This window comes from Bacillus litorisediminis (assembly GCF_022808645.1).
GTDB lineage: Bacteria > Bacillota > Bacilli > Bacillales > JC228 > Bacillus_BF > Bacillus_BF litorisediminis.
The window spans coordinates 1-12,913 of the sequence record NZ_JAKZKT010000009.1 but is presented as its reverse complement, the minus strand read 5'-3'; the positions used below and the strand labels follow the sequence as shown (position 1 = coordinate 12,913).

At 34.5% G+C, this 12,913-nt stretch carries 15 protein-coding genes and 1 riboswitch; of the genes, 10 read left to right on the top strand and 5 right to left on the bottom strand.

Annotated elements, in window-relative coordinates; translation table 11 throughout:
- The first annotated feature begins 64 nt into the window (after positions 1 to 64).
- The 4 genes from MLE14_RS06400 (at position 65) to MLE14_RS06385 (ending at position 2,739) form a co-directional block, all read left to right on the top strand.
- Positions 65 to 427, top strand: a complete 363-nt coding sequence (locus tag MLE14_RS06400; RefSeq protein WP_243297526.1) for a hypothetical protein — start codon at positions 65 to 67, stop codon at positions 425 to 427.
- Between the two features lie 158 nt (positions 428 to 585).
- Positions 586 to 684, top strand: a riboswitch (guanidine-I (ykkC/yxkD leader).
- A gap of 60 nt (positions 685 to 744) precedes the next feature.
- A complete protein-coding gene (locus tag MLE14_RS06395; RefSeq protein ID WP_243297525.1) occupies positions 745 to 1,098 on the top strand; it encodes a DMT family transporter in 354 nt (117 codons plus the stop codon).
- Positions 1,098 to 1,412: a DMT family transporter gene (locus MLE14_RS06390; RefSeq protein WP_243297523.1), complete on the top strand. Its 315-nt coding sequence runs from the start codon at positions 1,098 to 1,100 to the stop codon at positions 1,410 to 1,412. The genes MLE14_RS06395 and MLE14_RS06390 overlap by 1 nt, the downstream gene beginning before the upstream one ends.
- A gap of 307 nt (positions 1,413 to 1,719) precedes the next feature.
- Entirely contained in the window at positions 1,720 to 2,739 is a 1,020-nt protein-coding gene (locus MLE14_RS06385) for a DUF3231 family protein (protein ID WP_243297522.1), read from the top strand.
- A 223-nt stretch (positions 2,740 to 2,962) separates the two neighbouring features.
- On the opposite strand, the gene MLE14_RS06380 is transcribed toward MLE14_RS06385, so the two are convergent.
- The 3 genes from MLE14_RS06380 to MLE14_RS06370 form a co-directional block, all read right to left on the bottom strand.
- Positions 2,963 to 3,970 carry a MalY/PatB family protein gene (locus MLE14_RS06380; RefSeq protein WP_243297634.1) on the bottom strand — a complete coding sequence of 336 codons (1,008 nt, stop codon included), beginning with the start codon at positions 3,968 to 3,970 and terminating at the stop codon, positions 2,963 to 2,965.
- Positions 3,889 to 4,122, bottom strand: a complete 234-nt coding sequence (locus tag MLE14_RS22580; protein ID WP_243297641.1) for a hypothetical protein — start codon at positions 4,120 to 4,122, stop codon at positions 3,889 to 3,891. The genes MLE14_RS06380 and MLE14_RS22580 overlap by 82 nt, the downstream gene beginning before the upstream one ends.
- 195 nt (positions 4,123 to 4,317) lie before the next feature.
- Entirely contained in the window at positions 4,318 to 5,454 is a 1,137-nt protein-coding gene (locus MLE14_RS06370) for a Ger(x)C family spore germination protein (protein ID WP_243297521.1), read from the bottom strand.
- A 264-nt stretch (positions 5,455 to 5,718) separates the two neighbouring features.
- Here MLE14_RS06370 and MLE14_RS06365 point away from each other — a divergent pair, with 264 nt between their 5' ends.
- The 4 genes from MLE14_RS06365 to MLE14_RS22710 are packed head-to-tail and all read left to right on the top strand — an operon-like array spanning position 5,719 to position 8,648.
- Complete coding sequence (locus MLE14_RS06365) at positions 5,719 to 7,236, top strand: spore germination protein (RefSeq protein ID WP_243297633.1); 1,518 nt, start codon at positions 5,719 to 5,721, stop codon at positions 7,234 to 7,236.
- 59 nt (positions 7,237 to 7,295) lie between these two features.
- Positions 7,296 to 7,526: a hypothetical protein gene (locus MLE14_RS06360; RefSeq protein ID WP_243297520.1), complete on the top strand. Its 231-nt coding sequence runs from the start codon at positions 7,296 to 7,298 to the stop codon at positions 7,524 to 7,526.
- 19 nt (positions 7,527 to 7,545) lie between these two features.
- Positions 7,546 to 8,310, top strand: a complete 765-nt coding sequence (locus MLE14_RS06355; RefSeq protein ID WP_243297519.1) for a GerAB/ArcD/ProY family transporter — start codon at positions 7,546 to 7,548, stop codon at positions 8,308 to 8,310.
- A gap of 8 nt (positions 8,311 to 8,318) precedes the next feature.
- Complete coding sequence (locus MLE14_RS22710; RefSeq protein WP_390628383.1) at positions 8,319 to 8,648, top strand: GerAB/ArcD/ProY family transporter; 330 nt, start codon at positions 8,319 to 8,321, stop codon at positions 8,646 to 8,648.
- A gap of 134 nt (positions 8,649 to 8,782) precedes the next feature.
- Here the strand turns inward: MLE14_RS22710 and MLE14_RS06350 are convergent, their stop codons facing one another.
- Positions 8,783 to 9,811, bottom strand: a complete 1,029-nt coding sequence (locus MLE14_RS06350; protein ID WP_243297518.1) for an alpha/beta hydrolase family protein — start codon at positions 9,809 to 9,811, stop codon at positions 8,783 to 8,785.
- A gap of 140 nt (positions 9,812 to 9,951) precedes the next feature.
- On the opposite strand from MLE14_RS06350, the gene MLE14_RS06345 reads away from it, so the two are divergent.
- Positions 9,952 to 10,533 carry a CBO0543 family protein gene (locus MLE14_RS06345; RefSeq protein ID WP_243297517.1) on the top strand — a complete coding sequence of 194 codons (582 nt, stop codon included), beginning with the start codon at positions 9,952 to 9,954 and terminating at the stop codon, positions 10,531 to 10,533.
- 87 nt (positions 10,534 to 10,620) lie between these two features.
- Here the strand turns inward: MLE14_RS06345 and MLE14_RS06340 are convergent, their stop codons facing one another.
- Positions 10,621 to 10,989: a DUF1801 domain-containing protein gene (locus tag MLE14_RS06340; protein ID WP_243297516.1), complete on the bottom strand. Its 369-nt coding sequence runs from the start codon at positions 10,987 to 10,989 to the stop codon at positions 10,621 to 10,623.
- A 757-nt stretch (positions 10,990 to 11,746) separates the two neighbouring features.
- On the opposite strand from MLE14_RS06340, the gene MLE14_RS06335 reads away from it, so the two are divergent.
- Positions 11,747 to 12,586, top strand: a complete 840-nt coding sequence (locus tag MLE14_RS06335) for a class I SAM-dependent methyltransferase (RefSeq protein WP_243297515.1) — start codon at positions 11,747 to 11,749, stop codon at positions 12,584 to 12,586.
- The last annotated feature ends 327 nt before the right edge of the window (positions 12,587 to 12,913 follow it).

Genomic DNA, 12,913 nt, shown 5'->3' with positions numbered 1-12,913 from the left:
TGTCAAATTATTCGACCTTACATTGGTAAAAATATTTAATATACAAATGATAGAGGTGTAGCATTTGAACATTACTTCTATATCGTTCACCAATTCTCCTGTCTTTCATCAATTTCCTGCCATTTATGAAAATTTAGGACTCCCAGAAGTATCTTCCTTCATTGAGCAACGATTTGAATTTACTTATAAATTAGGTAAAAAAGAAAGAACGGGATTTGGTAGCGTTCGTATGTATAAAAGGCAAGGGGTATTTAAAGTAATGATTCCAGAAAAATTGCCTGGAATCGGACCAATAAGACTTGAGAAATTGAAGAGTCTTTTATTAGAACAAATTAAAGCGCAGTTCATACAAAATATAGAATCTCAAACCCAAGAATTTACAGTATACTACACTGATTTCCGTCGCACTGCCAAAGATGCTGATTAACCTTATACAAAAAAGAGTGAATCCTCCTTTAATCATATTTATACGAATTAACTTATTGATCGTTTCATATCCTTCTTCATTTGATCACTTGTTCAATCTAATTTTTCTGCTTAACAAAACGTTTAAGGATATGTATAATATAAAAGGAATTATATATTGTTTATGTTTTCTAGGGTTCCGCAACATGTCTGTTGGTCCGGTCCGAGAGAAAACTCGCAGCTTTAGCTGTGCCACGGAGGGACAAAAGCCCGGGAGAAACTGTTTACCAGTTACTCTCAGGCTTTTTTATTTTTTATACGATTGGAGGAGTATTCTTTATGAACGCAAACTGGATAAAAGTATTCATAGCTGCCCTTTTCGAGGTTTTTTGGGTTATTGGCCTAACACACGCACATGACGTATGGACTTGGATGGGAACTGTTATATCCATATTGATCAGCTTTTATTTAATGATAATGGCTGGGCAAAAACTTCCGGTTGGAACGGTATATTCAGTCTTTGTAGGAATAGGTACAGCCGGAACTGTTTTTTCAGAAATCATTTTCTTTGGTGAGCCGTTTAAAACAAGCAAAATACTTCTTATTTTACTTTTACTCGCAGGCGTCATTGGCTTGAAATGGGTTACTAATGAAAAAGACGAGAGAAAAGGTAAGGAAGGAGCTGATTCCTAATGGCGTGGATTTCTTTAGTCCTTGCTGGAGTATTCGAAATGTTTGGTGTTTCCTTGATCAATAAATGGCATAAGACGCGAAATTGGAATTCCCTGCTTTTGCTGATTCTTGCATTTGGAGCAAGTTTTTTATTTCTTGCAATTGCAATGAAAACAATACCTATGGGGACAGCCTATGCAGTTTGGACAGGAATTGGTGCGTCTGGTGGAGCTATATTGGGAATGCTTTTATATGGTGAGTCAAGAGATGTAAAAAGAATTATTTTTATCGCAATGATTTTAATCGCTACCATAGGATTAAAGCTGGTTTCATAGTTAACAAGACACATTCAGGATGATATAAATTTTGATATTATTAACCATTACGGGCTATACATCGTTAAAAAGAGGCTTATCTTCATATAGCCCTCTGAAACTCAACTTAAAAGAAATGCGGAAAAGAATAAATCGCAAAATAATAAACCAAAATATATATAATGAAATGGAACCAAATAAAATCAAGTTGTTTCAGTTCTAGAGTTTAGTAATAGATGCTCTTGTGTCACTATTAAATATCCTCTGGTTACGAGATAATCCTGAAGACTAGTCATTAAACCAAACACAAACTGGGAGGATTCATGAATTGAAGCCAGATAAAAAAGCAGTCAATATTGAGCTAACCTGCACAGAAATCGGAGGACTTTGGGGCATTTATATGCAAGAAAGCATGAGCTTATGTTTCTTGTCTTACTTTTTACACCATCTGCAAGATGAGGAGATTCTTCCATTAGCTAAAGAAGCATTGCAAATTTCGAAAGGGCGACTTGAGAAAACAAAATCAATCCTTCTTGAAGAAAATTTTCCACTGCCTGTGGCTTTTTCAGATGGTGATGTTAATTTGGCTGCTCCTCCTCTTTTTAATGATATATTTACACTTAGTTATATTTATATGATGAATCGGTTAGGAATGATTAATTATAGTTATGTTGCCTCTAACAACGTTCGCCTAGATGTATTAGACTTCTTTATCGAATGTCTACATACATCTGCTGAAATGTTTAACAAAGCAGTCAAACTGATGTTATCAAAAGGTATTTATGATCGCCCGCCAAAAATGAATTACCCAAAGGAAATAGAGTTTATTCAAAAGGAATCTTTTCTATCCGGTTTTATGGGTAAAAAAAGACCGATAAATGCCATAGAATTATCGGAAATTTTCTTTAACATCGAAAGAAATTATTTTTCCGTTATCATTATGCTCGGTTTCGCCCAAGTAATTAAAGATAAAAAACTAAAAGAATATATCCTTAAAGGAAAAAAAATAAGTGAAAAACAAATCTCACTTTTCAACAAATTACTAATGGAAAAAGACCTTTTAGGTACTGTTACTGTCAGTATGGAAGTAACGGATTCAACTGTATCTCCATTTTCAGATAAACTAATCTTTTCAATGATAAATATATTAAACTCTGTGGACATAAGCTTAATTTCTCATGCCTTATCCGTTTCTATGAGGTCCGATTTGACTGCTCAATATAGTAAAATTATTACTGAAGTAATGATTTATGCAAAAGACATATTTGACATTTTGGTTGAAAAGAAGTGGCTAGAACAGCCTCCACTTACTACAAATAGAAAAAAGCTAATCCATGAGGAAAAATAAGTCTCATCTGCCTCCACCTCAATCGGCACTGAAAAGCTGTTTTACACGGACCCTAGCGAGCTAATTCAGAAGGTTCCCTTTGCATAAATAATTTCTTCTTAAGCAAAAAAGTGAAGGTATAGGTATATATCCTTCACTTTCTTTAATTCCTTTGTATTCTTTATGAAACCTGCATTGTTACGAATTGAAAGTATAAATGAGAAAAAACAAACCAAAAATGTATCTACTTTTTTAGGGTTCTCACAGCTTTTTCAACTCTATGAAGGGCTGTTTCTAAAATTTCACGAGGACAAGCAATATTAATTCTTTCAAACCCTTCCCCGCCTGGTCCAAACTTTCGCCCTTCATCAAAACGAATTCCTGCTTTTTCAAAAAAGAATGAATGAAGCTGCTGTGGTTCAACCGGTAATCCCCGGCAATTTAACCATATTAAATGAGTAGCTTCTGGTTTAACGGGTTTCAATTCTGGAATATTCTCTTCAAGATATTTGGTTACATAGTTCAAATTTTCTTCTAAATACGCTTTGACTTGCTGTAACCATGGTAATCCGTGATAATATGCAGCAATTGTTCCTTCAATCGCAAATGCATTTGGTCTCATTAAGCCATAACCTTCTAATAACTCTTGGTATTTTTCCCGAATTTCTTCATTAGGAATGATAATAATTGAACTTTGCATCCCAGCAATATTAAAGGTTTTACTAGGTGCCACACAGGTTATCGTATTCATAAGGTGCGAAGGGTCTACAGTCGCATACGGTGTATGCTGATAACCTTTAAAAGTTAAATCACAATGCATCTCATCTGAAATGACCATCACTTTATGTCTGGCACAAATTTCACCTAGCCGCTTAAGCTCTGCTTTAGTCCACACTCTCCCTACAGGATTATGGGGGCTGCATAGGATCAATACTTTTGCACGCGGGTGTGAAGCCTTTTTTTCAAAGTCGTCAAAGTCGATCTCGTAGTAGCCGTTTTGATAAATAAGTGAATTCTCTTGGACATGGCAACCTTGTGTTTTAATGGTTTGGTAGAAAGGATAGTATACAGGCTCCTGAATAATGACGTGATCTCCAGGTTCAGTTAGCACTTTTAATAGTAAGTTCATCCCTGGAATGATTCCGGGGCTAAATTTAACCCATTCCCTTTTTAATTCCCATTGATGCTGAGTCTTCCACCAATGGATAATAGCGTCAAAATATCTTTCACAAAAAGTACTGTAGCCGTATATCCCATGTATCGCTTTTTGGGAAATGCTGACCGAATCTCTTCGGAAACCTGAAAATCCATATCTGCAATGCAAAGCGGGATGATCTCATCATTGTTTAAATACCACTTTACGGAATGACTCTTCCTGCGATCAATAAATTTTTCTAATTGCACCGCTGTTCCCCCTCTGATCCATTACAACGTGACTATTCTCTCGTCTATTCTAACATTACTGCTTTAATTACATAAGATTTAAAATTTATTATATTTAGTTAATGAGTAGTTTATTTCTTCTATTCCACTATTCCCCTGCCTCTCGATAATCGAAATTTCCAATTGTACCAGTGTGATGGACCTTCACTGTAACATTTACATGCACTGGCATATCCGTAAACCTTTGATCCCACGTTTTTTTAATTCGTTCCAAAATTCAGGTTCAGAACGGTGTAGAGCTTCTCCGAAACCGAAAATATCGGATTGATATTTTTTTTGAGCAGCTTCAATAGAGGAAATAATTTGTCCTTTGATTTTTTCTTCAGCTTTGTTTTCGAGATCATAAATAGTACTTACTTTCATTAAATCTAAATCTGTACATTCCACATCACCTACATTTGCATCAATATATAGCTTTATAGTTCCTACCGGTTGTCCATTTTTTATTGTTGTATTTAAACTTTGATTTGTTCTAACTATCTCTAATGCCAATTTTCCTTCATCCTGCGGACAAGAAGTGGTTACAATTGTATTTTTCACTTCGCCAAGTGCAAAATTAACTCCTTTACTTTCTTCTTCATTTAACCACCCTATTAATTTTTCACCCTTAAAAACGGAAATTCCATTATATTTAAGTCTTATAGGAGGATCTATATTCTCTATATTTTGTTTCACTCCCCCAGACTGCGTATCACCTGTTTTCATTACACCAGTTAAAATGGGATTAGCTCCTTCACTCATAAGCTTTGAATTCAGTGTATCAAATGTAACTGACATAGTTTGAGCCCAAACATTTTCGGAAGTTTCAAGGGCATTATATAATTTATTAGCTGGAATATCCTCTAAGGATGTCAATATTTTCAAAATATCTTCTGCTCTTGCATCCTTTGCTACTGTGATATAAAAGTCTGGTCTTAATTCATGATCTCTTGATAGAAAATCGAGTGTTTTCCTAATCCCTTCTTTTGCTAACTCTTCCCCGAAAATTAACGTTCTAAGATGAGCTAAGTAAACTTTTCTTGGAGCATTTGTCGTTATTTTCCTCAAGGTTTCAAATATGGTTTCCCCTTTTTCTTGAAAAACAACGACAGGGGTGCTTATCCCGCTCCCTTGTTTAGCTGCAATCTCTCCTGGATTTACAATTTGTACAGTTAGGAGATACTGTTTATCAACTTTGTCAATACCCATTGCAACAGCAATAGCCAGATCATTTAACTCTTTTCGAGTCCAACATCCTGTCATAATCAAAACAAACGAAAGACACATGATAAAAATTAGGAATTTACGTTTCATCCGCTAACTCTCCTAGTTGAAACATGAGTGTATATCGTTAGCCTAAGCGAATGAAATACAAAGTATTCTTTTTATTCATGATGTGATTGTCAAAAACCGAATTAATTTCAAGAATCACCCTTTTCATGAGTATATTGGGAATAATTTTCGAAAAAAATAAGATTAAAAAAGCGGGGATTCTCTGTGGGTTTTTTTAAAATATCACCAAGAAAGCTTAGGTTAAAAAAAAAACAACCTAGTCAAAAAAATAGATCACAATTTCAAATGGATGATGGTCAATTAAACACGTATTTAGCTGAAAACCTTCATAAGATAAAAGAAACTCTTGGGTACAGTGAAGACATAATCATTCGTGAATTCCGGATTGGAAGAGAACATTCAATAAAAGCCAGCATTATTTTTACAGATGGGCTCGTTGATACGATTGCTAACCAAGAATTCATCTTAGAATCATTGATGAAAGATTTCCCTCAGCCAGATGTAAACACTGTAAGTTTGGAAGAGCTTGTTATAAAGATAAAGGAAACAACCCTCACAGTTGCACAAATAAAAGATATTTCTGATTACAATTCCCTTTATGAATCACTTTTTTCAGGACATGTTATTCTCTTAATCGATGGACACTCCGTCGGATTAGCCATTAGCATGAAGGGAGGAAAAGAAAGAAATGTAACAGAACCATCTACCGAAAATTCCATAAGGGGGCCAAGGGAAGCCCTAACGGAAAATATTCGAGTCAATACCGCCTTAATCCGCCGAAAAATAAATAATCCTAATCTATGGTTAGAATCAAGGAAAATTGGAAAACAAACAAAGACGATTGTGTCTTTAATGTATATAAAAGGAATTGCCAACGAGAAAGTATTAGAAGAAGTAAGGAGCCGCTTAGATAAGATTAATATTGACAGTATCTTAGATACTTTATATATTGAAGAGCTCATCCAAGATGCTACGTATTCCCCTTTTCCAACCATCTATCATACCGAACGCCCAGATGTTGTCGCAGCAAACCTTTTAGAAGGAAGGATTGCCATTTTAGTTAATGGCACTCCTTTTGTATTAATAGTACCAGCCGTATTTGTCCAATTTCTTCATGCTCCAGATGATTATTACAGTCGTGCAGATATTACGACACTTTTACGTATCTTAAGATTTATCGGTTTATTAATCGCTATGTTAGGACCCTCCGTATATATTGCCATTACGACTTTTCATCAAGAGATGCTGCCAACCCCATTATTAATTAGTCTCGCAGCACAACGTGAAGGGGTTCCGTTTCCGGCTTTTATAGAGGCTTTTATGATGGAGGTTACGTTTGAGATCCTGCGTGAATCAGGCTTGAGATTGCCAAAGGCAATTGGCCAAGCAGTTTCCATTGTTGGAACTTTAGTAATTGGAACTGCGGCAGTCGAAGCAGGCATCGTTTCAGCTGCGATGGTTATTGTTGTATCCATTACTGCGATATCAAGTTTTATTGTTAGTTCTTATAATTTATCTATTTCCATTCGAATGCTTCGTTTTCCATTCATGGGATTAGCTGCTTCATTTGGATTTTTTGGAATAACGTTTGGATTATTTGCAGTCATTCTTCATTTATGCAGTTTAAGATCGTTTGGAGTACCTTATATGTCACCATTTGCACCTTATATTAAAGAAGATCAAAAAGATGCAGTGTTTCTTTTTCCAAAGTGGGCTCAATCCACACGTCCGCGTTTAATTAGTAAAAGTAATATAAAAAGAGAGGAAACAGATATTCCGAAACCGGACCAAGGAAATAATTAAAAGTGGCATGTTGTCAATACTAGAATTAATATCAGTACATGTAAAAGAGGAGTTTTCACATGACTTCAATAGTGGCAGTAGTTGCAGCTTTGATTATCATCGCGATCGATGTCCCCCATTTAAAAAGAAATAAGTTTAAGAAAGAACTCTGGATATTTTCTGTTCTTCTGTTAATTGGCGTTGGTTTATCCATCGCACATAGTTTTCATATCACCCTTCCTAACCCAATAAGAGGAATGAATATGATTTTCCAGCCTTTTAGTAACTTTATGTATGAACTTTTAACATAACCAGTGAGGGAAATAGCCCATGCCTGAAAATGAAAAAATTTCGGTTCGCCAATTTAGGGTTTTAGTAACCTTTTTTACAATTGGAACTAGTATACTTGTGTTTCCATCCGTTATAGCAAATTATGCAAAGCAGGATGCTTGGTTAGTAGTGATACTCAGTATCGTCATTGGGCTAGCTATAATATGGATGTTTAACAAGATTGCTGAACTATTCCCACATATGAATATTGCTCAAATCAATGAAAAACTCTTTGGAAAGTGGCTTGGAAAAATAGTATCCCTTATTATGGTTTGGATCGCATTTATTGCTTCAGCAGAACTTCTTTACTATTCTGGTACGTTCTTTCGGGTAAATCTCTTGCCAGAAACACCAATAGAAGTACTTCATATCATGACAGCTATTCTTTTGGTAATGGCTGTCCGCATCGGTTTGGAAACATTTTCACGTGCGGCCGAAATATTCTGGGTAATCTTTATCTTCTTATTTTTCGTACTGCTGTTTGTAATACCTGAAAGTAAGTTTCAAAATTTACAACCTGTTTTGGAAAATGGCTTAAAGCCCTTGCTTTTTCCTACTCTTATATTAGTAAGTGTTTCCTCTCTAAATGCCGTTTTTTTATTGATGATCTTTCCTGCAAGTGTAAATAAGCTTCAAGAAGCACAAAGATCATTTTATATAGGTCAAATAATAGGAGGAATTATAATTTTTATTATAACAATCTTGGCTATCCTAGTTATAGGAGCTGAGGCAACTGCAAAAATTCCTTACCGAGTTATGTATTAGCCCAAAAAATAAATGTAGGTGACTTTGTTAAACGAATTGAAGTTATAGTAGCGACCATGTGGTTTATAGCCGTATATTTCAAATTGATTTTTTACTTTTATGCATGCTGTACAGGACTTGGACAAGTTTTGAATCTAAAAAGTTATCGTCCTATTGTTCTGCCGATGGGGATGATTTTAACTGCATTTGCTTCTATGATGTTTCCAAATGTTGTGGAACAGCAGCAATGGGATAGGCAAGTTCTATTGATTCTAAGTTATATCGTAGGAGGATTTCTGCCACTCCTTATATTAATAATAGGTTATGTCCGGAGGAAAACAAAGAAGGAAAGTGTTTAAATCGAGTGAAATCTCAAAATCCTTTCTGCATTCAAAGAGACCTGATGATTTAGAAATATAAATGTAGTTTCAACTCAATTATGCAATGTAAGATTAAACAGGTAATCCACTTCCATCAATTTTTACATGATTTTTTAATCTTCTCTTTTCGTTATACCTTTCGAATAGGTACCTTGTATTTCTTTCAAATACTCTTTAAGAAATGCAATAGTTAGTTCCTGAATTGTTTTAGTAACATGTGGGGATACATCGGAAATGAGTCTCCCAATGGTTGAGAATGACATATGATTTGCCCCTAATATTTTCACAAATGAACTACTTGAATGTAAGTGTTGATACATATGTATTTGATTTTTAATATAGCGCTTGGCAATAGCCTCACTTGTACTTTCATCCTTGACGTCCATAATTGCTTGAAGAAACTCATTATAGGAAGCAGCTTCTTGACGAATATTTAGTATTGGGATATTTGGCATTTTGTCATCAATTAAATGCAAACTTGCATCAAATAAAATGGCACAGCGTATACGTTTATCCAAAGCAGCTACATTAAAAACAGTAGCCCCGCCAAAGGAATGTCCTATCAGTCCAATTTTATTGGTATCAAATATTCCATTAAAAAACTCTTCTTGATTCCATTTTTCTAGATAACTTAATACAAAACGAACATCTTCGATTCTCGTAAATATCTGGGATTGATCCTCAGGAAATCTTTCGGCTTGCAATACGACTTTCCCATTAGGAAAAACCGTAAATAAACTGTCGTACGGGACACTAAGTGTAACAACTATATATCCTTTTTGAACAATAGCTGTTATGATCTCAATATACAAATCTCGATCGATTCCAAAACCTGGAGATAATAGAATTACTGGAAATGAAGCATTTTGTAAAGGCTTAGCACTTTCCATAACCGAAATTGAAATTTCTTTCAACTTTTCATCCTTAATTCCAACCTTTGCAAATATACCGATTACTTCATCGATTGCGGGATAGAATAGAGATGTAAGATCTCTTTCGTGTACATCTGCTGGATTTTCTAGGGCAGGATAAAATATGCTGACTGGAAAAGAGCGAAACTCACTGTCTTCTGCAAAAACCTCTTTCCTAGTAATATCATTAATTACTTTAACGACTCTGCCAACCTTTATATTAGAATGCATGCCAAACTCCCTTTATATCTTTAGTTTTCCTCTCTGCTTCTTCACTACAAGATAAAAACTTAATCCCTTCTTACATATTGTCTATACCAGCAAGTAATAATAATATTTAACCGAGTTTTGAAAGAAGGAGAATTTATAAAATGCCATCAGAACAGAAGATGACATACGAAAAAATAAGTTCTAATCAAGTAGAAATTAGCCATAATTGGATTGATTATTGGAATCAATTTTCCAGCTTTAATACTTGGCAATTTTGGGTGACTGTATTACTTCTTTTAGTTCCTTTAATTGTACTTTATTTTACCATTGATAGAAAAAAAGCTTTATTATTAGGGTTTTATGGGTTTAATGTTCACGTATGGTTTACATATATAGATCTGCCTGGAGTAATTTTTGGTTTTTGGGGATACCCATATAGAGCAATACCTTTTTTTCCTTATAGTTTTTCTTTAGATGTCGCATTAGTGCCAGTAATCTATATATTGGTATATCAATGGGTAATTAAGAACAATAAAAATTATTATTTCTATTTCACATTATTAAGTTTATTTTTTGCATTTATTTTGAAACCTTTAATGGTAACGCTTGGCTTGTTTGAATTCTCTAGAGGAGCCAATTATTTTTATTTGTTTATTGGATATTTGGCAATTATGCTAGTTTCAAAATGGATTACGAATCTTTTTATATGGTTTGAAAAAAATCGCAGCACCACCATTAACTAGACAAAAGGAATTTCTTCTCCTTAATACAATAAGTTTCATACATTCCATTGTTGTTACCAAACGTTTTAAAACAACTCCTTTATAGCGTTAATCCTCATTCAATCTTACCGCTTGTTGAATAAGTGAGGTGAAGGCCTCTGGTTGAATTTCTTCCATTTTTTTGATTTTAATATGTCTCATTGCTTTCGCTGTACCCTGTAATAATTTGTGAACGTCTTTTTCTTGGAGTACATTACCTTTGAAAAAACCTAGATTAACATGTTTTTTGGCAGTTTGAATATAACAAACTAATCCATTATAAGAATAATTAGGCATAGACCATTTAAACTCTTCTTTAAGTTCTGGTGAAGAATTAAGAATGATTTCTCTTAAAGCAACTGTAATGGTCTGAATATTTTTGGGTAAATCCAAAATAAATTGATTAACCTCTTCAATTTTTCTTATTTTATTATCCATAAATGATCTCCTTTTAATTATGGTTTATAATTATCTACACTTGGTACTAGACTCTATCCAATATATCTATTTATATAGATTTTTCAAGAGGCCCAACCTTATGTGTACATCGCTAGTGTCATGAGCTAGAATATTAACAAGCTTGCCAAACGGATCGCGGACATAGAATTGTTGGACAGATCAAGGTTCATCATCTTTAATACATCAAATCCATGTTTACCTGATATCCGCCAGGCATCAATACTTCTTTGTTCAAGTCACCCTTTTTTTAATGAGGGATATGGAATCGTTATAGAATTAAACTAGTTGTCCAGTTTTATGACAAATTCAAGACCCGTCGGTTTTCTTTTAAAAGGTGCTTTATATTCTTTAAAAAATAATGTAATTTTTGAATGATTGTCTGGTAAAGGTGGCGTTACAATATAAGTGTACGATGTATGCCCTCTGGTTCCTCCCCCTCCTTCATTACCGTTATATAGGATGTAAAAAATGCATATTGGTATAATAATCACGAAAACTAGCACTCTGATTATTGTTTTCTTAAATTAGCCTCATCCCCATTTATACTTTCCACCAATAAACTCAGAATTCAATGAGTGCCCAACATTGATCCTTTTGTTTTCGTTCACGTTGCTTATTGCATGAATCGATATTTACAATTTTAAGTTCAAATGGTAATATTATCAAACTAAAATTCTGAAATTTATTACATTTTTCAATTGAATTCGCTCTAAAATTTTACTCAGGAGGTTCAATGATGAACATTAAGTACGATGCAGGGCATATTAAACAGTTTTATGATCAATATGGTGAACGAGAATGGGAAAGACTTGAATCAACACCTGAAAATAAGGTTAATTTTCATGTGCATAAATATTTCTTAAACCGGTACATCAACAAAGGGGACCGGGTTCTAGAAGCTGGAGCAGGTCCAGGTAGATTTACAATTGAATTAGCTAAGTTAGGTGCAAGCATTACTGTAGGAGATATTTCTCCAAAACAATTGGAACTTAACCGTTTAAAAGTTCATGAATCTGGCTATGGAGATTATGTTGAATCATGGGATGAGCTGGATATTGTAGATCTATCAAAATATGAATCCTCTTCATTCGATAAAGTGGTATGCTTTGGCGGGGCACTAAGTTATGTTTTTGAGAAAAAGGACGATGCTATAAAGGAGTTACTGCGTGTGACTAAGCCGGATGGTTATGTTTTAATCAGTGTCATGTCTCTTTTAGGAGCTACTAAACGGTTCTTACCTGAAATATTAAAATTGACCCAACGTCACGGGATTGAATTGATTGAAAATGTAAATCAATCGGGAGATTTATATGGACAGCTTGCACCGTCTGGACATTTCTGTCATATGTTCAGATGGTCAGAGTTAGAATCCTTTCTAAAACAACAAGTCTGCGAAATTATCGATGCTGCTGCAGCGAATTTTCTATCACTTAATAATGAAGAAATTCTAAATGAGGTTATCATAAATGATTCAACACTTTGGGAGCAATATCTTCAATGGGAACTAGAGTTTTGCCGCGAACCAGGTGCCATAGACGGCGGCACTCATATGATAGCTGTTATTAAGCGAATTTAGCAGATATAATTTTTTAAAAAAGTATAACTCAAAAAATCAAAAAGGTGTCTCATACTCATTTGCATTTGGGACACTTATTTTTTTGTCGTTTTTAAGGTTCTTTCACGTTATTCTTTAATCCTATCATAAAAGGTATTTTCCTTCGCTCTTATTCAACTAAAGCTGCCAGATAAATTAAGTCATTTATTTCATAAATCTAATCCTCGTATATTAGTAGTAAGAGCTCTTTCTAGTAGAATTTCCAGTTGATCCGGACAACTGGGGATCTATTGGATTCCTATAGGAAAGTGGTTGCCTTTCGGCTCCCTCACTCTTTTTGTTTTGCCC